Source organism: Paenibacillus monticola (assembly GCF_009664975.1).
In the GTDB taxonomy this organism is placed as follows: Bacteria; Bacillota; Bacilli; order Paenibacillales; family Paenibacillaceae; genus Paenibacillus_AQ; species Paenibacillus_AQ monticola.
Window position 1 is genome coordinate 15,988 of record NZ_WJXB01000007.1, and the last position, 26,119, is coordinate 42,106.

Consider the following 26,119-nt stretch of genomic DNA (forward strand, 5'->3'; position numbering starts at 1 on the left):
CGAATTAGGGTGGAACCACGAGCTGAACGCACTCGTCCCTTTCTGGGATAGATGCGTTTTTTTGCGTTCAACAGTAACAACATTTGAGAAATGGAGGCTAAATCATGGAGATCAAAGTAACAATGCCAGATGGAACAATTCGGGAGGTACTTCAAGGAACGACAATTTTAGAAGCAGCGGGTGCCATAAGTACGACACTCAAGAAAAGTGCTGTTGCGGGAAAAATAGATGGCAAATCTGTTGATCTTAATCAACCGATCTTACATGACAGCCATCTCGAAATTGTTACGCTGGACAGTAAAGAGGGCTTGGAAATATATAGACACAGTACAGCTCATATTATGGCTCAAGCCATCAAACGTATATATGGTCACGGGCAAGTAAAGCTCGGCATTGGACCAGTCATTGAAGACGGCTTTTATTATGACATCGATATTGAGAAACCGCTCTCCAGTGATGATCTTGTCATAATTGAAAAAGAGATGGAGAAAGTCATCCAAGAGAATATTCCTTTTGTACGTCGAATGGTAGACCGTAATGAAGCGCTGAAGATATTTGCAGAACTGGAAGAACCCCTAAAGCTGGAACTGATTCACGGCTTACCGGAGGATGCTGAAATCACAATTTATGATCAAGGTGAATTCCTCGACCTCTGCCGTGGCCCACATCTTCCGTCGACAGGCCGGGTGAAAGCATTCAAACTCCTGAGTGTTGCAGGTGCTTACTGGCGTGGGGACTCGAATAATAAAATGCTGCAGCGAATTTATGGAACCTCTTTTCCGAAAAAAGCCCAGTTGGATGAACATCTGCATTTTCTGGAGGAAGCGAAGAAACGCGATCACCGCAAGCTTGGTAAAGAGCTGGAATTGTTCATGTTCTCAGAGGAAGCGCCCGGAATGCCTTTTTATCTGCCGAAGGCGATGACAATTCGTAATGAGCTCGAAAACTTTGTGCGTGAATTGCAAAGACAACGGGATTACAGTGAAGTTCGCACACCCCTGATGATGAATAATCGGGTCTGGGAAAACTCTGGACATTGGGATCATTATAAAGACAATATGTACTTCACACAGGTAGACGATACGAAGTATGCGCTTAAACCTATGAATTGTCCGGGCCACATGCTCATTTTCAAAAACACACTGCACTCCTACCGTGAGCTGCCTATCCGCCTATCGGAATTTGGTCAGGTGCACCGCCATGAATTCTCCGGCGCTCTAAACGGGATGATGCGAGTACGTACCTTCTGCCAGGATGATGCACATCTATTCGTATTGCCTGAGCAGATTGAGGAAGAAAGTAGCCGGATCATTGACCTGATTGACTACGTATATCAAGTATTTGGTTTCAAATACAGGATTGAATTATCGACTCGGCCGGAGGATTTCATGGGTTCTGAGGAGCAATGGAACCATGCCGAACAATCTTTACAGAATGTCTTGGATAAACGCGGGATGGAGTATCGTATCAATGCAGGCGATGGCGCCTTCTACGGTCCGAAGATCGACTTTCACATTTTAGATGCGCTGAAGCGGAGTTGGCAGTGTGGCACGATTCAATTGGATTTCCAAATGCCGGAGAAGTTCGATCTTGCTTATATTGGCGAGGATGGTCTTAAACATCGGCCAGTTGTTATACATCGCGCTGTGTATGGATCGGTTGACCGGTTCATGGGAATTTTAACCGAGCATTTTGCCGGTGCTTTTCCACTGTGGTTGGCTCCCGTACATGCGAAGCTGTTACCTGTCTCAGAGAACTATATCGACTACGCCCTACAAGTGAAGAAAGCCTTGGAAGAAGCGGGGTTACGGGTCGAAGTGGATATACGAAATGAGAAGCTCGGCTACAAAATCCGTGAAGCCCAGCTGGAGAAAGTCCCATATATGCTCGTAATCGGTGAGAATGAGAAAAATACCGCGACTGTAGCCGTGAGAAAACGTGGAGCAGGAGATCTGGGGTCAACAAGCATCCAGGAGGTTATTGCGCAGATTAAGGGTGAGATTGTGCGTAAAGAGATTAATACGTAATAAGCATTAGTGAGCAAAGGAGGTGGTCCAGCAGCCTATACATTTCATGGCGTTGGACACCCCTTTGCTCTTCTTTTATTTGGGTGAATCATAGATGAAACGTTCTACGGTTGCGACTGTAGCTGCAATATTCGGGTTGGAGTTGTCGATCCATATTACGCTCGCAGCGGGAAGTGGCCATTGTACGGATCGGTTGCCAAGCGAGGCGCAGAATTCATCCCAATGCCGGAATTTCCAAGTATCCAAGGGTGAATGCCTGCCCTGAATCCGTTCCAGATACAATGCCTCATTCGCCAGTCCAACTAAGACGACCTTTACCTCAACATCCTGTAAGGAACGCCCAATCCGCGATAGTTCGCTGCCTATCCAATCCGGGTTATTGGCCTCCTGAGTAAAAGGTCCGACCACAAAGACGTCTGTATCCAGACCGATATTATCGAGTGCGGCGTCCATCGTGATCCGGTAGCCCAAATCGCGGCAGAGCTTCTTATATTCGGCGGAATCTCGATCCGCTGGGTCTAGGCCATGTAAAGTCATGATAGCATCGGCCGCAGGCCGCAGTAGAATATCCATATCCAAAAAAGGAACCTTACGCCGGGACGCAATCGCTTTAGCCAGCGTAGTTTTGCCCGCGCCTCCAGGTCCTAGGAAAAATACGAGTTTGTTCATGGTTGTGTCTCCTTAATTATCAATTCCAATATGAAAGATCAGTTCTACTTTCTATCATACGATATCATTCGAAAAGAGGGAAATTTATGAAGTTCATCGGAATCGACATCGGAACGACGACCATCACCGGACTGGTCTATGACTTGGAGCGCAAAACCATCCTGCATTCTAATACAGCAGATAATCTGGTTAGTAGTCACTTAAGTAGCGAGGAATGGGAAAGGCAGCAGGACCCCGATGAGATCTTTCTTCAAGTGGAAGATATCTTGAATAACCTAATCGCATGGGAGCCGGAAGTGCTTGGAATCGGCCTGACTGGGCAAATGCATGGGATTGTATACGTGGACCTTAAGGGGAAGCACGTCAGTCCGCTCTATACCTGGCAGGATGGCAGAGGAAGTCTTGCTATGGAAGATTCCCATTCCTATGCAGATTATTTAAGTGAACATTCCGGATATACCGTTGCTCCGGGATACGGACTGGTCACTCATTTCTATAACCTGCGAAACGGTCTTGTTCCAGCGAGTGCGGTCAGCTTCTGCACCATTGCTGATTATGTGGCACTCAGACTAACCGGCACTGTAGTGCCCTTGATTGATCCGACTCAGGCCGCTGGTATGGGCTGCTACAACTTTGAATTGAACGACTTTGATAAGGTAGCGATTGCTGCCGCAGGACTCGATCCGGCAATGCTGCCCAAGGTAGTGCCTTCTGGAGCGGTAATTGGCCTAACCAATCAAGGGATTCCAGTGCATGCCTCCTTAGGAGATAATCAGGCTAGTTTTCTGGGTAGTGTGCCTCATCCAGAAGAAACGGTTCTTATGAACATTGGTACGGGGAGTCAGTTGTCGGTACTACTTCCGGAATACTCCGGCACTGTGCGGGGGATGGAGGTGCGTCCTTATCCCGGCGGTGGGGTGCTAATGGTCGGGGCAGCACTTAGTGGAGGGAAATCCTATGCGCTATTGGAAAGTTTCTTCCGTCAATTGATCAGGTCCTATACAGGTGAGGAGCCGACTGACGTATACTCGCTGATGGACCAGCTCTTGAGAATTGAACCGAACGAGGCGCGCGGTCTGCGCGTGAGCCCCCGATTTCTAGGAACTCGGACAGATCCAGATGTGCGGGGCACTGTGAAGGGGATCACACTGGATAACTTTACTCCTGGTAGCCTAACTCATGCCTTCCTGCAGGGAATGATTGATGAGCTATATGCTTTCTTTAGGGTACTTGAAGAGAAGATGGTTAAGCCGTTTAAGCTCTTGATCGGTTCCGGCAACGCGCTGCGTGCCAATCCAGAGCTGTGTACTAAAGCGCAGATTACCTTTGGGTTGCCACTGAAACTAAGTGATGCACCAGAAGAAGCCGCTGTTGGGGCGGCTTTGTGTGCAGCTGTGGGTTCAGGGCAGATCGCCAGCTTCAGGGAAGCAGGGCAATTCATCAGTTCCTATCGCACAGTCGAGAACAATGATGATGAGGAAGAAGAGCTGCAACTTCCACCGAGTGCTGAGAAGATAAATGAACTGATGCGAAAGTATAGCCTATCCTATCCGCAGAAAGCGACACTAGAGCAGATCATCGTTCAACCTGGACAGGCCATCGGCCCGTTCCGGCTTGGAATGACTGAGGCTGAGATCGGAATATCTGCTCGAAATTATCCGATGCACTATAACGTTGAGTATGACGAAGCAGGCTTGGCATCTTTTATTGAAATCGCCGAACCGGGAGAGGAGTGGTCATGCAGATATAGAGATATGGATCTTTTCCGCACTACAGCCAAAAAGCTGATTGCCGATTTGGATCAGGAATCGCCATATGATCGTAAATATGCAGAGACTGGATGCACATACCTTTTTTCAAGTCTAGGTCTAACGCTTTGGCGTTCTAGTGAACTGACAGAGGAAGAGATGTGTTCGGAGGAGTTTAAAGCACTTCCCGCCGACATCCAGGAAGATGAGCTGCGGCATCTTTATTTTGAAGCAGTGGCCGTCATGAGGATAAAGGAAAATATTAAACCTTGATTGGCTTCAAGCCGTTCAAGGTTTCTTTTTGTGCTAACCATTGTGGAATATAAACGTCTTGAAGTTTACGATTTAAATATTAACGGCTGTTTGCCGAAAAGCTCATTTAGCGTGTTGGAAATATCCTGCGAATTATCTTCGTTAAACTGAGTGATAGCAACCCTCAGCGCAGTAAATAGCATTGCTGCACGGATGTGTATGAAATACTGCCAGTTCCTGTCGTCCAAACCAACATGTTCTTTAATGAATTTCAGTTTTTCTCCGATTACATAGGAAAGCTGGGTTTGAAACTCCCCATACAGATTTGCTTTTATTAAGGATAAAAAGAGCCCTTTTTGGGATAGCCAGATATCAAATAAAGATTGTACTACCACATTGGGATCGGTTTGGGGGCCCATACGCCGGATTAATTCAGTGAATACCATTTCCATCTGGTACAGCACGACATCCGATTTATCGTCAAACAATCGATAAAAGGTAGCTCGGCCCACGCCGGAAGTGTTAATGATCTGCGTGACGGAGATATCGTGATAATCTTGTGTTCGCATCAATTCTTCCATGCCGCTGCAAATAAGGTTTGCAGATTGTATTTTTCGCTTATCATTTCCGATACGATACATTTCCACCACTCCTGTTCCACATCTCGATCTTGTATTGATTTCATTTGATACTATGATACATTTGTATCATAAACTCTATTATTTTTGCAAGACTAGGTTGAGAAGGACGCATTGCCTCCAAGTTCCGGCGGGTATTTTTCAAAAGCGGATCATGAACTTGACAATTACAGGCCCAGTTACGTACATCTACAAAGAAGTGGAGGATTGGCTTTATGAATAGTTCATCTCTCATATTGAAAGATGATGATCCCCGTGTCCTCAGGGCACAGAATGCGGAACAGGAACTGCTCTCGCATTACAAACTTGACGCGAAAATCCGCTATGTCCCGTTCGGGGATTTCGGATATAAAATCAGAGTGACCGAGGTCGGCAACGGAGAGCCTACCGTAATGATTCCCGGCAATACTGGCGACGCGTTTCCGCTTATCCCCTTGATAGCTCATTTGACCGGACGGCGCATTATCGCCATCAACCGTCCGGGGGGCGGAATGAGCGACGGCATGGACCACCGGAATATTGATTTCAGAAAGTTTGCGGTACAAAACGTTATAAGCGTATTGGACGAACTCAAACTCGATAAAGTTCCCATCATAGCTCATTCCATCGGTGGGCACATCAGCATTTTGACGGCGATCAACCAACCGGAACGTGTTTCCAGCCTTGTACTGCTGGGCGTGCCTGGTAACTTGATCAGCACAAGACCGCCCATCGCTCTGCGCGCACTTTCCATACCTGGTCTCAACAGTTTATTGTACAAGCTCGTTCTGCCAAAAGGCCGGAAAAATCGCTGCAAAGCCTGCGTTTTATGGGACATTCTTTGGAGACACTGAGCAAGTTGCCCAGTGAACTCTCAGACTGCTACTTTAATTTCCAGCAGCTTCCCAATAACAAAAATGCGGTTCGCTGGCAATGAAGTTTATAGAACATTGCTGATCTTAGGACAAGTGAAATAGCTAACGGTTTCAAGTGTTCTCATCATAAAAAGTGATTAAGAAAGGGTTAAATACTATGGAGCAATATGCAAAAAGAAAAATTCTAAAGACGATTGGATTTGTACTATTATCAATGTTTTTATTCGGAATGGTACTAATATTAATGATCAGCAGTGATGAACGTTGGTTTGCATATCTGATTCTGGCAGCCTGCGTTGGCTCGCTCGTAATCCTAAGAAGGACGAAATTCTGGCACGGATGGCGTGTCTTCCTCTGTTGGATATTAGCGCTTGTCATTGCATGGAGTGGTCTGTTTGCCGGCCAACCTTCGGGGAATATTCAGCCCTTCACCGCGATGAATCTGGAACAGCCTAGCGCTTCCTATAAGCTTTTGCTAAATCATTTAACAATTGTGGATACGAAAAGTGGTCAATTAACGTCTAACATGAGTATTCTATCTTCCGACGGGAAAATCTTAGATATTGCACCGACTGGAAGTATCAAGGCGGACGAAGACATGCAGATTGTTGATGCCAGCGGAAAGTATGCGGTTCCCGGTTACCTGGACATGCATATGCATGTGATAGGGGAGGAGCACGCCTCAGAAGCGATGGATCAGTTGCTTGCTAATGGCGTGACCGGATTCAGGCAGATGAGTGGTTCAGCAGAACTTTTGAAGGAATGGAGATCTGGTGCCTTTACCCGTTCTACGGATCAACCGACGGTGCTCAGTATGCCTGGTGATGTCTTAACACCGATCAATGCGCCTACACCCAAGGTAGCTGTAGAGCTAGTCCGCCAACAGCAAAAAGAAGGGGCCGACTTTATAAAATCGGGAGCTGTTACACCAGAGGTGTTTGCTGCCGTTCAAGAGGAGGCGAAAAGTTTAAATATTCCATTTGTAGGACATGTGCTTCCTGATCTGGACTTGAAGGAGGCTACCAGAAATGGATTCTATAGTATCGAGCATTTCGGAATCAACAACGGGGCGCTAATCTCTACCTCAACAGATGAGACTACCTTGAGAGCTGAGGCGACAGGACTTCCCTCTATCACCTCAAATCCAGTCTTCGTGCAATTAATGAAGATTAAGGGTCTTAGAGATTTTGTGAACAAGCAAGTTATCGAGATAGCCATTGAGACTTCTGGAGGGGAAGAGGATTCTGCACGACTACAACACATGATTGACACTTACAGTGAAGAAAAGGCAATTGAACTTGCCGATGTATATGTTGAGAATAACACATGGCAAACTCCGACCCTGATACGTATGCATTTAGGTCTATTTCCTAATGATAGTAGCACACCTGTAGCGCAGGGACTCTACGATCTATATTTGAAACTAGCTAAGACCTATGATTCGGAAGGCGTTAAGATGATGGTTGGCACAGATAGTGGCGCTGGAGCTATTTGGCGTGACGCAGGTAACTCTATTCATCGGGAATTTGACGAACTTGAGAAAGCGGGTATCTCACCTCTTCATGTTCTGCAAATGGCCACACTTAACGGGGCAGAATTTCTGGGCCGCCTGGATGATATGGGTACCGTGGAAGTGGGTAAGAATGCTGATATCGTACTTCTGGATGCAAATCCCTTAGAGAGTGTTCAGAATCTTCATAAGATTGACGCTGTTATACGCGCAGGTTCTTATCATGGCTATGATGAACTGGATTCTATTAAGAAAAATGCAATCAAATGAGTACACAAGGAATTGGGGGAATTCTAATTTTTTATAGTATAATGATTACTTCAATAGGTGATGGACAAAGGAGAAATGGGAACGGATGCCTACTATACTAGTTGCTGACGACGATACGAACATTCGCGAACTCGTATGTTTATTTCTACACAACGACGGATTCGCAACAGCCGAAGCCGCGGATGGTAAGGATGCGTTGGCCGTTTACGCTTCAAGGCAAGTCGATCTTGTCGTGCTCGATATTATGATGCCGATTATGGATGGTTGGATGTTATGCAAGGAGCTACGAAAAGCCAATCCGGATCTTCCGTTACTTATGCTAACTGCAAGAGGAGAAACGTGGGAGAAAGTAAAAGGTTTCGACCTGGGGGCGGATGATTATTTGACAAAACCATTCGATCCATTGGAGTTGACGGCTCGTGTTAGGGCATTACTGAAACGATACCGAATTGGTTCCACGCAGACGATCCAGTTTGGCAACGTACTTCTCGATCGGCAGACCTATAAGGTGATGTTAGGGAAGGAGTCGCTCACGTTGCCGCTCAAGGAGTTTGAATTGCTATATAAGCTCGCTGGAACACCCGGACAAGTGTTTACGCGCGAGCAGTTGATCGATCAAATTTGGGGGATCGATTATGCTGGTGATGATCGAACGATAGACGTACATATTAAACGCCTGCGCGAACGGTTCGCGACTACACCCGATTTTCGTATCGAGACTATGCGTGGGCTGGGCTACCGGCTTGAGGTATACGAATGATCAGATCCTTATATACACGGGTCGTCCTGACATTTCTAATCTCCGTGATCGGAGGAACGATCATTGCTTTTTTTGTGGCATCTTGGCTATATAAAGATAAATTGAACGAAAACTTACAAAGTACCTTATTTGACTTTGGACAGGACATCGTCCGGATTTACGATACATTACCGTTACGTGAAGCGGACTCGTACATTAGTGAAATGAAGCAGCTCCATTCCTATTATATTCGAATTTACGAAGAAACGGGACAGATTACGTCTTACGGAGCGAATAATGGACATAATCCTGCGACTGTTACTAGAGAACAAATCAAAAAAGTACTAGGTGGAGAAGTGGTTCAAGTCAAGACGAATAGTGTTAATCCTATCCTCTATGGGCTGCCGTTGAAAACGGAAATGGGAACGAAAGCGATGTTTGTAGAGCAGCGAACTACCTCATCCTCGTCTTTTCTCATAAAGTGGGCTTTGACCTTTTTGACCTATTCGTTAATAGCAGGAAGCCTATTGATTCTGGTGGCCGCCATGTTTCTAGTAAGACCGATAAAGAAACTGACTACAGCAACTAGGCGAATAGCAGGTGGAGATTTCAACGTCAAGCTAAATATTAAGCAAAAGGGTGAGCTAGGTACTTTGGCTCTCAGCTTCGAAGAAATGATGCACGATCTACAGCAACTTGAGCAGATGCGTAGGGACTTTGTAACGAACGTGTCGCACGAAGTTCAGTCGCCTCTCACCTCAATATCCGGCTATGCTATAGCACTCAAGCGAGTAGACATCGCAGATAATGAGCGAAGCCGTTATCTCGATATTATCATTGCTGAAGCGGAGCGGATATCCAAGATGAGTGATAGCCTGCTAAAGCTGAGCTTACTTGAATCGCAGTCACAGCAGATGCGGCTAGTCACGCTCAGACTTGATGAACAGATCAGACGAGTCATCGTCGCGATCCAGCCGCAATGGTCGGCTCGAAATATCCGTTTCGATCTCAATTTGAGAGCTGTTATCCTAACGGCTGATCATGACCAACTAAATCAGGTATGGACCAATATACTCGGCAATAGCATCAAATTTTCTGAGGATGGCGGTATGATAAACGTCAGTATCAAACAAGATATCCAAAAGGTAACAGTGCAAATATCTGATACTGGAATTGGTATATCCCTTGAGGACCAGAAGCATATATTCGAGCGTTTTTTTAAAGCCGATCGTTCCCACAGTCGTAAGTATGACGGTAGTGGTATGGGACTCGCCATCGTTAAACAGATCGTATCACTGCATAAAGGCGATATTCGAGTAGAAAGCGAACCTGGCCGAGGAACGTCCGTTTTTGTCACCTTACCTATAATAACCCCAACCGATTAGTTGAATTCATATTGTATAATTCGTATTGTCTAAACCGTATCCTCCATGTTACGCCTCATGTGCAAGCTTCCTGGCATGTGACGTCGCAGCATTTTTTTGCTTGTTCATACTCCGTTCATATTGTCGTCATAGGGAGTTCATCTTCATCGTATAAGCTTTCCTTAACGCTTGTTAAGGTAGCTGGAGTAAACCCAATGAGGACAGGAGTAGATACGAGTGAAACAAAGTGAGGTAATGAAAATGAGTAAAGGTACGAGAATGAAAAAAACGCGTAACTTTATACTTAAATCAATAGGAGTTATAGCTATAGTAATAGGACTTTTTCTGGCAACTGTCTTTATAGTTAATAATATCTGTAACAGATCAGAGCAAGGAAAAATAGAACCCTATGGCCAGTTAGTACCTGTAGATGGGAAGAACATGAACGTTACTATTCAAGGAAACGGTGCAGAAACAGTCGTGCTGCTGCCAGGTTATGGTACAGGATCACCAGCTCTTGATTTTAAACAGCTAGTGGAAAAGCTTATTCCCTATTACAAGGTAGTCGTGATTGAGCCTTTTGGGTATGGATTAAGTGACGTAACCGGGAAAGAAAGAACCATCGATAATATTGTAAGTGAAACTCATGAAGTGTTACAAAAACTCCATATTAACCGTTATATCCTGATGGGCCACTCCATAGCCGGTATTTACGGACTGGAATATGTAAATAAATTCGAAAACGAAGTCACTGCATTTGTTGGGATCGATAGCAGTGTTCCAACGCAAGGGGGTATGGAAGCTGAATTTCCATCGGACACCTATAGACTCCTTAAAAAATCAGGCTTTGGCAGATTGCTAATGAAACTAAATCCTGACCAGAATATTACACCAGAAGTGGACGATGCAACAAAAGAGCAGATTAGAATGATTTCCCTTAAAAATATGTTCAATTCTGACGTCATTAACGAGGGAGAACATATTGAAAATAACTTTAAAGCAGCCAAAAATTTAAAATTCCCTAAAAATCTTCCTCTTATTTTCTTTTTAGCAGCGAATAACAAGGATGTTGAAGGATGGGAAACGTTGCATAAAGAACAGATCAAAGATTCTGTGAATGGAAAAGTGATGTCTTTTGAAGGTGAACACTATTTACACCATACCCGATCCAAAGAAATAGTTGATAACTTAAGAAAATTTATGGAAGAAATAAAATGAGACTATAACTCTATTTATAAACAGAATATAAACAGAAGATGAACAGAAACATGAGTAAGAAACAATAAGGAGAACAATGATGAAATCGGTTGTTCTTCTTATTGTTTAATAGTACTTCTTCACAAAACCCGTATTTTGTACATATGTATATAACATGGTGGAGAAATTCCTCCTATAATCAAAGCAATGCAAGCATTCATTCAAACCAATTATTCTGCAAAGCTTACGCTGGATGTATTGGCTCAATATGCTTCTATAAGCAAATATCATTTTGCCAAGTTAGGCTGGCGGATCAGACTAATTTGACAGGGGTAACACCTAATACCTGCTGATAAGGCCGCAAAAAAAATCAAAAAAAAAACGCCCTGTCAACCTAAGCTAACAGAGCGATTTGCCGATTATTCTAACTATGCGCCGATGCTTCCGATCAGTGTGATTTCCGCCTTATCATGATTGTAAGTCCGAACAAGTATGACTTATTGTACAGTTACACTATCTACATAAATGGCCGATTGACCGCTGCTGTTAGAGGAAGCACGAAACTCAACCCCGATCTCTTTAACATCGGATAAATCAGGAACATTACTAAGTGACAGTGTCAATGTTGAGCCTGTCGAATTAATAGATGTATTTCCGCCATCATACCATGTCCAGCCCGATCCAGTCTTCACGTACAGCTTGGCTGATATTCCGCTGCCGATACTTCCCCATGTTGCGTGCTTTACTGTTGCTTTAAGGCTACTCTTTCCTGATAAGTTATGATACCCAGTGTAATAGAGCGTGTGCGTGGAACCTGAGGCTAAGTTAACATCTGCTTTCATAGAGTTTGTTCCGGCGGCTTTCCATTCACTGGTCACCCATGGTCCGCCCGATATATTGCTTCCAGACCAGCCCGAAATTCCGGATTCAAAATCATATAAGGTTGTCACTGTACCTCCCGGTGTAGCGGTTGGTGATGGTGTCGTAGTCGGTGTTGGAGTAGAAGTCGGTGTTGAAGTAGAAGTCGGACTCGGCGTTGAAGTCGGACTTTGCGTCGGAGTCCCTCCCCCGAACACACCGCTTAGTATGGATGTTGCTTTGATGCCATAACTGCCGTTCACGACGGTCTTACCGAAGGAAGTAAGTGAGCTTCCTGCCCAATCGTTGGTCATATCGAGATAGGCCAAGTCGCTGCTGTTCCCCTTCCAGGACCAGGCCAGCCAACCGACGCTCTTCTGCTGAGAATAGCTCATAATCGTTGCTTCGTCCACGTCGCCATTTGTATGCTGTCCGCCAAACTCACCGATAATGAGGGCAAGATTCTTGTTCAGCACTCCGTCGATATTGGATTTGACTGTAGCTGCATTGCCGCCAGCATATTCATACATGTGTATGGAGAAAACTGTATTCTTTAAAGTATCCGAATTCAGGACTTCCGTTCCGTAATTGATGACCGAAGCCGGATATTGACCCCAGCCAGCCGAGTCAACAATCAGTGTGTGATTCAGACCGGCATTGCGCAGCTTGGGTATAGCCTGTTTATAACCGCTAGCCCATGCCGGCCCATCCCATGTTCCGTACCATTCATTGGCGATATTGATGATCACGCGATCTTCTTTTCCGATAAGGGCATTCTTTATGCTAATCCAGTAATTTACGGCGTTGTCCAAATCTGTGAGACTATCACTGCCTGTAGCATCATGCACCTCCAGCACGGCGATCAGCTTGTTTTGTTCACAGAGACTAATGATATTTTTGACGGCGTCTACATCATCGTAAGTCCACTTATGCCCGTCTGACAATACAATTCGAACCGCATTGGCACCCGTTTTGGCTATGGCCGGAATTGCGGTAGACAGCTGATCCTTGTACCAAGTGTGTGCATGATTAACGCCTCGCATTACAAAAGGTTTTCCGGTAGCATCCATTAATTTGGTTCCGCTTACATAAAATCCGCTGGCAGCGTGGGCATCTTTTGGAACCAGTCCGATCAAAGATAAAACCAGTAAAAATGCCGTCAATGTTATCGACCACTTGCGTATCACCAATAACCACCTCATGAGTTTTATTTATGTAAACCCTCATATATGAACGATCTTGCCTGAACGTTCACCTCCTTTTTTAAAGTATGAGGGCGACATATATATTTGCACTTTCATAAGCAGGGAATACACTTGTTAGTTGATAGTTATTATATTAGCATAAAATTATTTTGCATCCGTATAACGATTTTGTCTTATTTTCCTTAAATCCAAATATTTGTATAATAAAAGCGCCTAAATCTAAATGTATCGGTTGAAAGGATAAAAAGTAAACAGTCAAACTTCCGGGATACCAACCCGATATAATCTGGTCCCTCCATCTCCTCCAGTTCGCTTAAAGCTCTGCTAATCCCCTACTTTGTAACTTGAGGGCACCGATCATGTGCTCATTCCAAACGATACAGTCAAATGGCTTTTGGTCATACACGCTAACAATTCCGATCATTCGAGAATGTTAGTTTTGTTATTAATTAAGTTTATAAAATTAGATTCCAGAACAAAATATGCAGCAGTAATTAAATGGTCACTTATCGGACCTGTACTGGACGATCGGATCTTGAAAACTTCCGTGCTACAGATTGTGTCTCAGGATAATGTGATGAATCCTCGACATCAGACGATTCACTCCGATTTTCATTTGGAGCCGCGGAACAGGTGCGTTCTTCCCACTATCGGCTGGGTTTCCATATCCCGCTACTCCAGAGTCATCCATTACTTTAGGGCCATCCGATACAGTCTTTAAAAGTGAATTCCCCTCAGATATTCGTCCACTATGGAGGTATCCCGACAATGTTCCAATCTATTGGAACTAGAAGATGACAAATCAGCACTATTCAAAATTACTAATACCAAGATTAATACTATCCAGAAAGCAATCCAACCCCAAGAGATAAAACTCTTAATGCAAAGAAGCTCATCGGTACGGACAACCAGTCAATAAAAACCGTATTGACCTCCACTTTCGTATCTTAGAAATCTGCTTCAATGCTTGAATAGACGGAGTTAAAAACTTTGCCGGAATTCAACTCAGAGATGAATTTCAATAGCCCATGCTGTCCAACAATTGAATACCACCGATTTACTTCATAGCATGCCAGATTGTAATTACTCTCCCCTTGGAATCTGCTCTTAAATTGCTTGCTTTCACCTTGTTATTCATCTCCGAACATCCTTTAATGTTTAATGATCTATTTCTATATCAATTGGGTAACCCTGATGCCAATTAATATATGAACTACTAATTTCCCGCTTTCATGATATATTTCAGGTTACTTCGATAAGATCCAGTAATATCCATCGTAAGCATTCACTGAGGTTATCTTTGGACAATCAACTTCTAATTTACGGAACATTTTCAATCAATATCGGGTACAGTCGACATACGTGTAAAATTACCTCATAGGCTGGATACTACTTCCATTATGAGCTATTTTCTTCTTTTACGGAGTAATACCAGTGTCACCAAGTGCCACCTTGGCTAATCCCGATTGAACAATTGACAATTGATGCTTTTCTTAAATTGAATACATATAAATAAAGAGGAAGCCCTTGATAAATAAGGACTTCCTCTTTGGAGTAGTACCAGCGAAGCTGTCACCACCCACAAATAATTGGATATATATGTTAGGTAGAGAAACATTCCCGGGATCGGAATCAACATTTTAACGGAAATCCTCGATCATGTCCTGCTTGGTCTTTTTTTCCATTCTAATGCTTACTACGGCGTTTGTCCTCTAACACGGCTCGAAGAACGTCCTTTCACTTCCCGCAGGAACCCACCCGATCAACGTTAGGAACATCCATCTTATGGTAGCTTATTCTTCGTCTTCTTCCGCACTGCATATTCCTATAAACGGAACACATAATCCCGTATCGGGACAAAACCCCGGGTTATCGGCGCATAAAGCTTTGGAAAAATCAGGATTCCGACGGCTAAGGAATTTGAAATAGCAGACAATCTCATGATTGCGGACAGGTAAACTGTTCAGCTGGAAAGAGATCGGAACCTTCGTGTTTACATGCCGATAAAATAAACCGTTCTTGGTAAACGGAGGCGGATACGCATTAGCCGGCAAAGTAGGAATAATGTCATGGACGTTGATAATACGAAAACTTTTTTTTACCGTTCGGTTGAACCGGGAAGCGAAATCCGGGTCTCCGACCCGCGGACTGCCGTACGTATACGCGGCAATATTTTGAAACCGTGTGTTCGCCGAAATATCGAAGGCAGCTAACACGGCTAATGCTCCACCCAAACTGTGGCCTGAAACCATCAGTATTTTGGCTGCGGAAAGCTTGTTCAAAGCTCCGATCAGCTCATTTCTTGCCGATTGATAGATGCGAGTGAATCCGCGATGGGTGTTTCCGGCATTTCTGACGAAAGGGTACGGTACTTGATATAAATCCTGGTCCGACTCATTGTCCTTGAATGTTCGGGTTCCTCTAAAAACTATCACGATATTATTCTTCGACTCCGCGATGTAACCGAATACTTCCTCCTCCGGCTCCTCGACACCGGCAAGAGCGCGAATGGTGAGGCGAAGCGAATAACCTTTAGGCAACACCAGCTTATCGTACTCAAATTGCTGATAAGACTGCGCGATCATGGCCGCAAGCAATATCGCCTCTTCACTGTTGAACATGCCTGAAAGATTCATAAAGGCAACTCCTTCCTTGCATTCAAGTCTTTAGCTATTAGTCTGTCCGACATAGGCAAACTGGTGAATCATGATTCACCAAAATCAATCGGACAGACTTTCAGCAACCTTCAAACGGAAAACATATGCTGGTATCAGGACAAAATCCCGGATTATTGTCGCATAATGATTTGGCAAAAAGAGGATTTTTGCGGCTCAGGTTTTTAAAATAGCAGGCAATTGAGTCATTACGCGGCACATCGTTCAATTGAAATGTGATCGGGATCTTCGTTTTTACATGCCGATACGTTAAACCTCTCTTTGTAAATGGAGGCAGATACCTTCGGGCCGGGAAAGTTGGGAATGAATCATGAATGTTGACGATTCGCGCACTGTACATTACCGTCCTATTAAAGCGGGAAACGAAGTCAGGGTCTCCGATGCGAGGACTGCCGTACGTGTAGACGAAAGGATGCTTGAATCCTGTGTTTACCGCAATATCCAAAGCGGCCAGTGTGGCCAAAGCTCCGCCGTAGTTGTGACCGGTAATATACAACTTTTTCGTTGTCGAAAGCTTGGTTAATTCACGGATGATTTGGTTTCGGGTTGACCGATACAAGCATGTAAAGCCACGCGACGTTTTCCCGCCGTTTTGGACGAAAGGATACGGTATCAAAAAGATGTCATACGAGGCAAGAAGATCTGCCGGATACGAAGCGTATCCTCTGAACGCGACAACGATTTGATCCGGCGACTCGGCAATAAAACCGAATACAAGCTCCGTAGGATTCTCGACGTCGGCCAAAGCGCGGATCGTAAAGCGAAGCTTGAAGCCTTTGGGCAAAACCAGCTTTCCCTCGAAAAAGAACGGGTAAGTCTGATAGCTCATCGCTGAGAGAAATATGGCTGTTTTGCTGTTAAAAATAGGTGGTTTGTATGCGAAACCCATCTCACCATTTCCTTTCTGCTTTTAGAGGCTTATTCATAGTCTTCTTCCTCCGCTCGACTCAACATCAATTTCTGTCTCAAATCCGGTGCGAGGGGTGCTTTTTACTGATAATGACAATGTATCAAGCGGTAACCCCACCCATTCATTTTTAAACGCTCGATAAGATAAATTTTGACCTGGAAACTGCATATCATATAAGAAATTCAATGAAGGATTATTCTCGGTATTACCGGCATTTTTATATTCAGAAACATATGGTTCCTGTCCCCATCCAACGAATTGATTTCCGTTCGATAGTTCTTGAACATTTCCCTAACTTGGAACTTTTAGCGCCGGATCGTGATAGTGTCCCGGGCCCATAGCCGGAGAGCTGGGTGTCGCACAACAAGCATCATCAAACATACTGATTCTATTTCCAGATCTATGCCGCGTTAGTTATCAAAACTCCATCTGCAGGACCTCCATACGGAGATAAATCTTCCGGCACTTGTTTCAGAGCAGTAAACAAAGCTGTATTTTGTTTCGTAATCGTAAATTCGTGAAGATCAGAAGTGAACCCCTCTAGAGCAGTGAGTGTCTTGATCACTTGATAATGCTGATCCATAGTCATCTCCTCTTATTGTTAATGGTCCTTGATTATTAATATGAAACTCATCCTTAAATAATGATGTCGCCGTCTGGCGAGATGCGAGCATAGCTTACAGAACTTGCACAATTCGCTTTTGAATTTGCTTTTCTGGGGTTCGCCGACAGTGTACCGTAAATATACGCTAAGCCCTTCGTGTCTGGGATTGGCATCATCCTCTTTTCTTATTATTAAATCTTCAATGTCCAATCCGAAAATAAAATCCACAAGATCTTCATCACTAAGTTCAACACTAATTTCCTCTTTTAGTCTATACAAATAACCATTCATGGTAATTCCCTTCCAAATATCCGAACCGATATTGTTTAATGTATAAAACATATCGTTCTTTTTATTGAGTATAAAAACTAAATTTTCCTGTTCAATTATCTGCCATGATATATGGGCTGAAGGCTCGTTTAAGGCGTCGTAGAACAAAACTCTTTTCAAGCAAATCCATATGCCGCCAGCTGAGAAGCACTGTACGAGCCGGCGTTTGAGACTAGCTCCTCTATATCCTTGAAATGGTCCTCCAGGTTATGGACGGTGAAATCCATTCGATGATAAAAATTTCATGCTTGATGTATTATTACTACGCCGGATCAAAAGGTGAACTTTAATCACTAACGCAATTAGCAATTGATCTTTTATATGTAGGCATTTTCATGCATTGTTCATTGATACAAATGTTCCTACATAAAAAAGAAAAGCTTGATATAACAAGCTTTTCTCAAATAAGTTATGCAGGTAACTCCCCTTTCCATGCAGCAGATATAAGATACTGTATTTCTACAGAACAATCTTTACCGGACTATTGTCAAATATTTCAAACGGTCCAGGTGTTGCATTTTTTTCTGGGCGTAGCTTATGAAAGAAGTCGTGGTCGAAACGGTAAGAAGATCCATCCGGTTCCTCATAGTACATCTCAGCGTGATGGCTTCTGCCGAGAAGATCAGTGGTGACTACCGTGGGAGCTGCAGCACGTATTATTTCAGGGCTGTGAACATGCACTTGTACCCTGCAAGTAGCGGGATCGATTTCGATCTCGATCCCGTTGTTGACATAAACCTTTGCATTTGACTCATGACTACTTGGCACTGCGCCTTTCAAATAGAGATTGCCCTGTATCGTAACGGGGAGTGCCATCTTATCGGGCTGCAATGGCTTTCCGGATTCCTCTAAAGCCGCAATTTCTTCCTTGGTATATTCCCACCACCGCTTTTGAAGAGTATTCGGATAATCGCTGTAGCCGCCCAGTCCGACAGGATGAAGGTAACAGCGAGAATTGTCTGGTACACCGTCCATCACTGCGGTACCGCCGTAATCCATATCCTCCCTTGGAGTCAGCGGAAGGTGTTCGAAAAAGGTCATAGGCAGCGGCTCTTTGCCCGGATCGTCATCACCTATAAATAGGTTATTGTAATACCTGTCGTCGCCGCCCGTGATGTTGCTGTACCCGGCAATAGCTGTCTCATGAGGCATATGGTAAGGAGTATAGCGGGTAAGCTCAGAGCGCACCACAAATCTGCCGGCAAACAGATTGTGAACAAACGCACCGCCTTGGGCCATATTGCGGAAATTCATAGGCGATAGGAACAGGTTATGATCCACCATATAAGGGCCGTGGCAGACCTCCACAAAGAGATCCTCGGACAGATTGTCATAAAAGATATTTCGGCTGATGCGGGTGCCTTGTGCCTGCCAATCCAGCCAAAGTGCTCGGTAGCAACTGTAGATGACATTCTCGCAAATCTGGGTATCCAGTGAGGCATGGAGTTTGATTCCCCCCACTTCTGCACCGTGGAAGATACGCTTGTGGTGAATATTATAAATGCGGTTCTGGTAGATCCGGCTAAAAGCAGCACCTAAATGTCCAACGATTCCAGCCTGTTCACAATCATGAATTACATTGTTGCGGACAATATGGCTTCCGATATGATCCTTGTGCCAATCCTTGCGCAATGCACGGAAAATAACCTCCTGCTCCCGTTGCGTTCCGCCTTTGCTGCGATTGTCCGAATATTCGTTCTGCCCGGTAGATATTTCTTTGCCTAGGCTGATACCTGTACATTTAGACTCGTTGATCAGGTTATTCTCAATAATCCAGCCTTTACTCCAATGGGGACCTATAAGCCCTTCTTGCAAAGCCGTTGGCGGTGCCCACTGGGGGGACGCTTGCCGGAGAGTAAAGCCCCTGACGGTAATGTAGCTGCGGCCGGTTTTCTCAGGCCAGAAGCAATAAGGACGCACATTGATTTCTACATTCTCTTGGCGGGGGTCCTTGCCTCCGAAGTTCGCCCATAGGGTGGTGGTAGTTGAGCTTACTTCCGCGTACCATTGCATCAAAGAATCCTCCGCATATTTGGCCTGCGGCCAAACCTGTGGATTGTGCAGTTTGTTAACGCTATCACTTTCATATAGGGATTTTCCGTCAAGATACACATCCCCCAGATGCGGCTCGAACGCACCTTCAAACAACCAATCACCGTGCAATTTAGTCTGATAGGGGTTGCGGATGACAAATAGACTGTTTGGCACCTCCGCCCTCCAGACACCGTCCCCCTCGTCTGTCCAGTCAGCCACAGGCTCAGCACCCGTGATAACCACTTCTCCATCCCCGGCAGACTGGTATACAATCTTCTGTTCCTTTGTTCCTCCATTGGCCGGGTTGACCCATTCCCTGTAAACACCGGCATGCACGGTAATGATATCTCCCGGCTCCGCTATAGCCGCAGCGCGGGAAATCGTGCGGAAAGGTTGTGCCTCCGTACCCGACGCTTGATCGCTTCCTCGAATTGCAACATGATATTCCACTAGATAACCACCCTTTCCTTTTATGGCCACAATAATCATTTTAAGTTAACCTTCAATATGTATCTTATTTCCAGATACGGCTACTGCGAGCGGATTAACTCCAGAGCGTCTTCCACGTTATCTACCTACTCACTCTCCTTCCTGAAAATGATGGACAATCCCAATCATTTTAGATACAAGTTTGGTATATCAAGCGCACCACCTATAGATTATAATGCAACACTGAAGTAGCGCCATTGATATTTACAGCACTTTTGTTGATATATCCAAAGGGGAAGGAAACTATGATGCCTCAGATACTAGTGTAAGTAAATAAAATAACCACCTGCAAGGAACTGCATCCAGGTGGTTAACCAATAAAAAGTGCCTAAGATTTTTTTACCGTGAAGTAAACTTGATAGGGTTCATAACCTATATCGCGAATTCTTCTCAGCTGAATTCCCGGATCCTGATTTACCGTCTTGAAGAAATAGCGCCAGCTGCCCCACTCACGTTCATTTTCCATAATCAATTCAGAGGCAACATCATCTTTTTGTGTAAAGAGAATTCTTTCATTCTCACAGATACCAGCCAGTACTTCAGGACCAAAACGAAATGCTCCTGTCTGTTCGTCATCCGGCAGAGGAATGAAACGGATACCGACAGGCAGAATGATACTGATTCGATCGCCGTCCTTCCAATTCCGCAATATTTTATAGAAAGTATTGTTATCCGCAGACTTCCCATGAAACTGATCGTTCACATAGATGACGGCTTCCGACATGATCCAGTCCGGAATCCGGAAATGAATAGCAAACTCATTAGAAGAGCCGGCATGGACTACGAAATCAAACTTTTTATAATTAGGAAGATTCTCGTGAAGAGCTGTAATCTCATTCAATTCCTGCTGTCCTGCAGTATTCGAAGAGTTCAGCAGGCTTCCACTCATATGATCCTGAGATTGAATCATTCGGACGTTCTCTCCGTTGATCTCTGTTGTCAGCTCAGAATGGAAATACTGGCATACAAAAACATCATTGTGATCCTGATAATAAATGCCTCTGTTTAAAGCTGCATTTGCTTGTACCATAGTTCCGTGGCAGCAGAAGAAGCTATCGGTCTCCGAACTCCAATCCTTCCGTAAGCCTGCCATCATCGGCAGGAAATAAGTCAACAACCCTGATTCGGGATTACCGTGCTTATTGCCAGTCAGAGAATATTCCTGGTAATAGGCTTGAGCCATAATACCGTTGTACAAATTATATTCGATATACTGCGCATATGCCGGATCTGATGTATGTCGGAAGAGAAACTCTGCCAGACGAATCATGTTATAAACAGTACAGTGCTCCTGATTCTTATCACCGAGGCGTGCCTTAATCTTCATTTTCGGCATCCACACTTCACCGGCAGTATTTCCGCCAGTTGCCAGAGTTCCTCTCTCTGTGACAGCACATTTCCAGTAGGCAGTGACAATGTCCATCCATCTTTGTTCGCCGGTTACTTCGTAAGCTCTGGCACAACCGAGTACTTCAGGAATGGTTGTGTTGGCATGCATGTTGGTCAGAGGGTCTTTGTTTTCCAGTAACGGGTGAAAAAGTCTACTGCGATAATAACGCTCCAGCAAGGTAGTGTATTTATCATTCCCTGTAATATGGAGCAAGTCCGCCCAAGCTTCAAGCATACCGCCTGTTTCCATATCCAGAATGTCATCGAATTTCTCTCTTGTGAAGGTACTACTCCACTCGACGAACCAGTCTGCAAAACGATCGGCCACATCGAGCGCCTTTTGACTGTCGGTAAATTGGTACATATCAACAAGTCCCATAAATAACTTATGGATATTATACTGTGGAGCCCATATCCCTTTTCCCTTTGCGATCCAATGTAAATATTTCTCTGGAATAGGCCCAGCCCATTGTCCGCCGTTATCTTTCTGGCATTCGGCAAGCTCGTCTAATATGAGATCCGCTTTTAGTTTGAGTTCCAAATCACCAGTCTCATGAAACCGCATAGCCGCGGCAGACAGCCAATGTCCAAGAAAATGTCCCCGGATCTGACAGACTGGCGTCTCCCATCCCCCATGTGCATCATGTGGAATATCTCTACCATGATATCTTCCTGCTTCTACTTTATAGTTAAACAGGAGATTATCATTCGTCAGTTTCATTAAATACCGCCTATTTGCTTCTTCCCTGCGTTTCAAATCACCATCATGAAGAACGACATGTTTGCCCTTCAGTTCTATCATCGCTTGCAGCCCCTTAACTTAGTTGGATTTATCTTCATCAGGTGGAATCCTTCGTGCGCCTTAAGCGGACTTTGATTTACAATGAAATTATAAAGCAGCGGTTCCTTCATTCCAATGATTAATACTAATATAAAATTGATCCATACTGATTATTAAAGCAAGCTTCACTTGTATATTAAAACTGTTATTTGCACAATAGGCGTTGCAAAACTTTCTACAATTGATAGTAGGGTAAGACGAACGATTACTCCCTCGGACTCCCCGTCAAACCTTACATGCGGATTTCCCGACACGGATTCCTTCGTCAATTTCTGTTTTCATTCTAGAAACCTGAGTAATTGAGTCATTAGGTATGTAACTATTCTCTCTAAGTAAAACAAAAAAAGCTGATCTTCAACAAGATCAACTTTTTTTGATATCCATTTTTTGGATCATTCGTGCACAAACCATTGGCATCTCATATGTGACATTCACAATCAGTTGATGCACTTGGCACATATCCAATAAATTGTACTTCTATTCAAAAAAAGAATCTCCATAACCTCAAGTACGGACAATAGGCTTTAGTTATGTGTAATTAAGTATTTGATCAATATCTCCTGATTCTGCCTCTTTCATTTCATCTTAATTAAATTGCCAGCAACTTAAGCTTAAGTTACCGTCAAATTCATATTAAATTGTAAACATTTAACAAAAATATCATTGCTAAACATAAAGGGAACAGAATTATTTTTTTATATTATTCAATCCTTATAAGGATTTCCAATTTATGTGTCCGCCCTACTCTCACTCAAACAATTGCTTATGCTTATTGAAAAATCGATAAAAAAATTGTGCGTTGTCTAGTTCATACCATTCTGCTGTTTGAAGAGGTGTGGCATCCAGATTATAAATCTTTGCATGTAATGTGCCTAAAACAAAAGGAGAATGAGTGGCAATAATAAATTGACTATCAAAATGTCGTGCCAGCTCATTTATTTGTTCTGCCATTCTTATTTGGTTGGTCGGAGAAAGTGACGTTTCCGGCTCGTCCAATAAATACAATTGCCCAGGTAGCAGATATTCCTCAAAAAACTGCATCGACGTCTCTCCATTAGAGTATTTTTCTTGTGAAAATTGAATGTTATCCAGCTTCTCCTTAAACGCGTACGTAGTTTCATCTTGTGCCGCCTGAGCCTTGCTCATCCCTTTGCTAATCTGCTCATACGTTATTCCCTCGCGCAGCACGGAAGATTGCTGTATCTTCTTGATCTCATATAATATATCCTCTGATTTCATATATCGGCTTCCTTCTGGAAGTTGCCTGATTTCATGCCCTTGCTCATCCTCCCCAAACTGATAGCTACTCAAATCAAGGAATCGCTGAGCATAAAAACTATGCCCATGGCTTGTCATTCTTTCTGCCCCCGAGATGCCTAGCTTGTTGGAAATCACATTGAGTAAGGAGGATTTCCCGCTGCCATTATTACCATACAACACAGTAATTCGATCAAACAAAAGCACCTCTCCAGCCAAATGCTTAAATACATGATCAGGGTATATGTTGGGATTTCGATCCGTATAATCAGAAAGCCTAAAGCTTCTCAAATAAATCATTGGCGCACTCCTTCTACCTGACTTATATTTACATTCATCGGAAACGGCACTATAAAATCATATAAAAATATTACAGTAAAGTTAAAATTATGTTATTCAATAATCAAATATACAGTCTATACTAATAGGGAAATAAGATGATAATAGCATACTAATATTACGGAGGAAGATATGGAATCGAAACAGTATTTTATCAAAAATAGAAAATTGTTTTTTCTTCAGTTTCTACTAATATCGAATATCATTCTCTTGTCAACATTACAAATGTTTGGTTATGTTCCTTATCTTGAATCACCTGGATTCTACATTATCCTTATTAATGGAATTCTTATCTTTATGATTTTTATCAATCTGAGAAAAAAACTTATTCTTATATTATTAATCCCATTATTCATCTTGATACTTGTTACCTATTTCTTATGGAATGCTACGATAGACTACCATTATAGTTATATTAAATCTCCTGAGCAGACGGAAACTCTAATTGTTAAATATCGCGTAACTACTTTAGGGGAACGCTCCTATTCCTTTGACTTTTACCAAAAAACCTTCTTCGGATTATTCATGAAAAATCTAGAGGGACAAGACTATTTCATTCTAATTCAATCATCAGTGGATTATACCCCACCCCGCGAGGTTCTCGGGACTGAATATGCCAACTGGATCAATGAAAAGGAGATCCTGTTCAATACAGTAACTGGAGAAAAGAAAGTCTTTTTGAAATAATAAATAAATCATATAAAGAGTATGGATTTCAAAATCCTTTTGACTGAAAAAGATAGTATGTTCTTTAATGCAAATCATTAAATTCAATAAAATATATTATAATCTATATATTCTATGTTACAAATGACTCAAATTTCGGATGATGCTGCCCTTTTTCACCATCGATTTTTCACGCAGATCAAATCATTAGTGTGTATAATAAACGTTACTTGTCCATAACGATGTTTCATGGATGTCATAATACGTAGGAGCTGTGGCTAAATGGTGAGGATTCAAGATGAAATTGCGGTGACAACGGTGTCCAGTAATGCTGAGGGATCACTTGATGCAGAAACAGCCAGGCTGGCACGTCTGATCTCTGCCCTTGTTCCTCATGACGGCACCTTTAATCAGCGTATACCCGGTTTGTATGTTAGTCGCTATTCAAAAACAGATACAGATACCATACAAACCTTCTACTCCACCTCTCTGTTAATAGTCGCGCAAGGGGCGAAAAATATCACGATCGGGCAGAATGTTTATCAGTTTAACAGGTCGCGTATGATCTTGTTGCCCGTTGCCCTGCCGGCGGCTATGCAGCTCACACAAGCCAGCTCATCCGAGCCATATCTTAGCGTCAAACTAGAGCTAGATCCGCAGAGGATTAGTGAATGGGTTCTGAAACTATATCCAGAGGGGCTTCCTTCCGTACGTCAGATGAGCAAAGGTTACATCGCTGCTACCAATCTCAGTATCATTAACGCTGTGGCGAGACTGGTAGAGTGTCTGCAAAATCCCGATGATGCTGAAATATTGGCCCCGCTTGTGGTGGATGAGATTCTGATACGGGTTCTACGCAGTCCGATCGGCGCTCAGGTTGTTGAAATGGGCTTTGCGGAGTCGGATGTACAGCGGGTAGCGAAGGTGATTGCCTGGCTGCGCGACAACTTCTCCCAGCAGATGAAAGTTGCTGAGTTGGCAGAGCTGGTACATATGAGTGCATCTTCCTTTCATGTGCATTTCAAGTCTGTCACCTCAATGAGCCCGCTGCAATATCAAAAAGCGCTGCGCCTTCACGAAGCCAGACGTCTGATGTTAGCCAGTCCCATGGACGCGACCACTGCCTGTCGGCTTGTCGGATATGTGAGCGATTCCCAATTCAGCCGGGATTATAGCCGGTTCTTCGGAAGTCCGCCAAGCAGAGACATCGCCAGATTACGTCAACAAACACAAATATCCAACTGATCTAAATCT

General features: G+C 43.7%; 18 protein-coding genes. 9 read left to right on the plus strand and 9 right to left on the minus strand.

The features are described 5' to 3' along the window. Positions 1 to 104: 104 nt before the first annotated feature. Entirely contained in the window at positions 105 to 2,027 is a 1,923-nt protein-coding gene (thrS, locus tag GJB61_RS18040) for a threonine--tRNA ligase (protein ID WP_154120426.1), read from the plus strand. A 75-nt stretch (positions 2,028 to 2,102) separates the two neighbouring features. Here thrS and GJB61_RS18045 read toward each other — a convergent pair whose 3' ends face one another. Next, the gene (locus tag GJB61_RS18045; RefSeq protein WP_154120427.1) at positions 2,103 to 2,696 is read right to left on the minus strand and encodes a P-loop nucleotide/nucleoside kinase family protein; all 594 of its coding nucleotides are present in this window, start codon (positions 2,694 to 2,696) and stop codon (positions 2,103 to 2,105) included. Between the two features lie 86 nt (positions 2,697 to 2,782). On the opposite strand from GJB61_RS18045, the gene GJB61_RS18050 reads away from it, so the two are divergent. After that, positions 2,783 to 4,717, plus strand: coding sequence for a sedoheptulokinase (locus tag GJB61_RS18050; RefSeq protein WP_154120428.1), 1,935 nt, complete (start codon positions 2,783 to 2,785; stop codon positions 4,715 to 4,717). A gap of 65 nt (positions 4,718 to 4,782) precedes the next feature. On the opposite strand, the gene GJB61_RS18055 is transcribed toward GJB61_RS18050, so the two are convergent. After that, positions 4,783 to 5,337, minus strand: coding sequence for a TetR/AcrR family transcriptional regulator (locus GJB61_RS18055; protein WP_154120429.1), 555 nt, complete (start codon positions 5,335 to 5,337; stop codon positions 4,783 to 4,785). Positions 5,338 to 5,549: 212 nt separating this feature from the next. On the opposite strand from GJB61_RS18055, the gene GJB61_RS18060 reads away from it, so the two are divergent. The 5 genes from GJB61_RS18060 to GJB61_RS18080 all read left to right on the plus strand — a co-directional run bounded on the left by GJB61_RS18060 (position 5,550) and on the right by GJB61_RS18080 (position 11,289). Continuing rightward, positions 5,550 to 6,167: an alpha/beta fold hydrolase gene (locus tag GJB61_RS18060; RefSeq protein WP_154120430.1), complete on the plus strand. Its 618-nt coding sequence runs from the start codon at positions 5,550 to 5,552 to the stop codon at positions 6,165 to 6,167. 250 nt (positions 6,168 to 6,417) lie between these two features. Next, the gene (locus GJB61_RS18065) at positions 6,418 to 7,968 is read left to right on the plus strand and encodes an amidohydrolase family protein (RefSeq protein WP_195724381.1); all 1,551 of its coding nucleotides are present in this window, start codon (positions 6,418 to 6,420) and stop codon (positions 7,966 to 7,968) included. A gap of 85 nt (positions 7,969 to 8,053) precedes the next feature. Then, on the plus strand, positions 8,054 to 8,728 hold the full coding sequence (locus tag GJB61_RS18070) for a response regulator transcription factor (protein ID WP_154120432.1): 675 nt from the start codon (positions 8,054 to 8,056) through the stop codon (positions 8,726 to 8,728). Further along, positions 8,725 to 10,092, plus strand: coding sequence for a sensor histidine kinase (locus tag GJB61_RS18075; RefSeq protein ID WP_154120433.1), 1,368 nt, complete (start codon positions 8,725 to 8,727; stop codon positions 10,090 to 10,092). Before GJB61_RS18070 ends, GJB61_RS18075 begins: the two co-directional genes overlap by 4 nt. Before the next feature lie 216 nt (positions 10,093 to 10,308). Continuing rightward, a complete protein-coding gene (locus GJB61_RS18080) occupies positions 10,309 to 11,289 on the plus strand; it encodes an alpha/beta fold hydrolase (RefSeq protein ID WP_420819756.1) in 981 nt (326 codons plus the stop codon). Between the two features lie 476 nt (positions 11,290 to 11,765). Here the strand turns inward: GJB61_RS18080 and GJB61_RS18085 are convergent, their stop codons facing one another. The 7 genes from GJB61_RS18085 to GJB61_RS18115 all read right to left on the minus strand — a co-directional run bounded on the left by GJB61_RS18085 (position 11,766) and on the right by GJB61_RS18115 (position 24,160). Next, complete coding sequence (locus GJB61_RS18085) at positions 11,766 to 13,313, minus strand: glycoside hydrolase family 5 protein (RefSeq protein ID WP_338115928.1); 1,548 nt, start codon at positions 13,311 to 13,313, stop codon at positions 11,766 to 11,768. Positions 13,314 to 15,124: 1,811 nt separating this feature from the next. Then, positions 15,125 to 15,967, minus strand: coding sequence for a lipase family protein (locus GJB61_RS18090; RefSeq protein WP_154120435.1), 843 nt, complete (start codon positions 15,965 to 15,967; stop codon positions 15,125 to 15,127). 100 nt (positions 15,968 to 16,067) lie between these two features. Beyond that, positions 16,068 to 16,895: a lipase family protein gene (locus GJB61_RS18095; protein ID WP_154120436.1), complete on the minus strand. Its 828-nt coding sequence runs from the start codon at positions 16,893 to 16,895 to the stop codon at positions 16,068 to 16,070. A gap of 421 nt (positions 16,896 to 17,316) precedes the next feature. Next, the gene (locus GJB61_RS18100; protein WP_154120437.1) at positions 17,317 to 17,499 is read right to left on the minus strand and encodes a hypothetical protein; all 183 of its coding nucleotides are present in this window, start codon (positions 17,497 to 17,499) and stop codon (positions 17,317 to 17,319) included. Positions 17,500 to 18,309: 810 nt separating this feature from the next. Then, positions 18,310 to 20,334 carry a DUF1565 domain-containing protein gene (locus tag GJB61_RS18105; protein ID WP_195724382.1) on the minus strand — a complete coding sequence of 675 codons (2,025 nt, stop codon included), beginning with the start codon at positions 20,332 to 20,334 and terminating at the stop codon, positions 18,310 to 18,312. 367 nt (positions 20,335 to 20,701) lie between these two features. After that, on the minus strand, positions 20,702 to 22,564 hold the full coding sequence (locus GJB61_RS18110; RefSeq protein ID WP_154120439.1) for a beta-L-arabinofuranosidase domain-containing protein: 1,863 nt from the start codon (positions 22,562 to 22,564) through the stop codon (positions 20,702 to 20,704). Positions 22,565 to 23,350: 786 nt separating this feature from the next. Continuing rightward, positions 23,351 to 24,160 carry an AAA family ATPase gene (locus GJB61_RS18115; protein WP_154120440.1) on the minus strand — a complete coding sequence of 270 codons (810 nt, stop codon included), beginning with the start codon at positions 24,158 to 24,160 and terminating at the stop codon, positions 23,351 to 23,353. A 396-nt stretch (positions 24,161 to 24,556) separates the two neighbouring features. Between GJB61_RS18115 and GJB61_RS31780 the strand changes: the two genes are divergently transcribed. Both GJB61_RS31780 and GJB61_RS18120 read left to right on the plus strand, forming a co-directional pair. After that, positions 24,557 to 24,886: a hypothetical protein gene (locus GJB61_RS31780; protein WP_229521983.1), complete on the plus strand. Its 330-nt coding sequence runs from the start codon at positions 24,557 to 24,559 to the stop codon at positions 24,884 to 24,886. A 261-nt stretch (positions 24,887 to 25,147) separates the two neighbouring features. Then, positions 25,148 to 26,110, plus strand: coding sequence for an AraC family transcriptional regulator (locus GJB61_RS18120; RefSeq protein WP_154120441.1), 963 nt, complete (start codon positions 25,148 to 25,150; stop codon positions 26,108 to 26,110). The last annotated feature ends 9 nt before the right edge of the window (positions 26,111 to 26,119 follow it).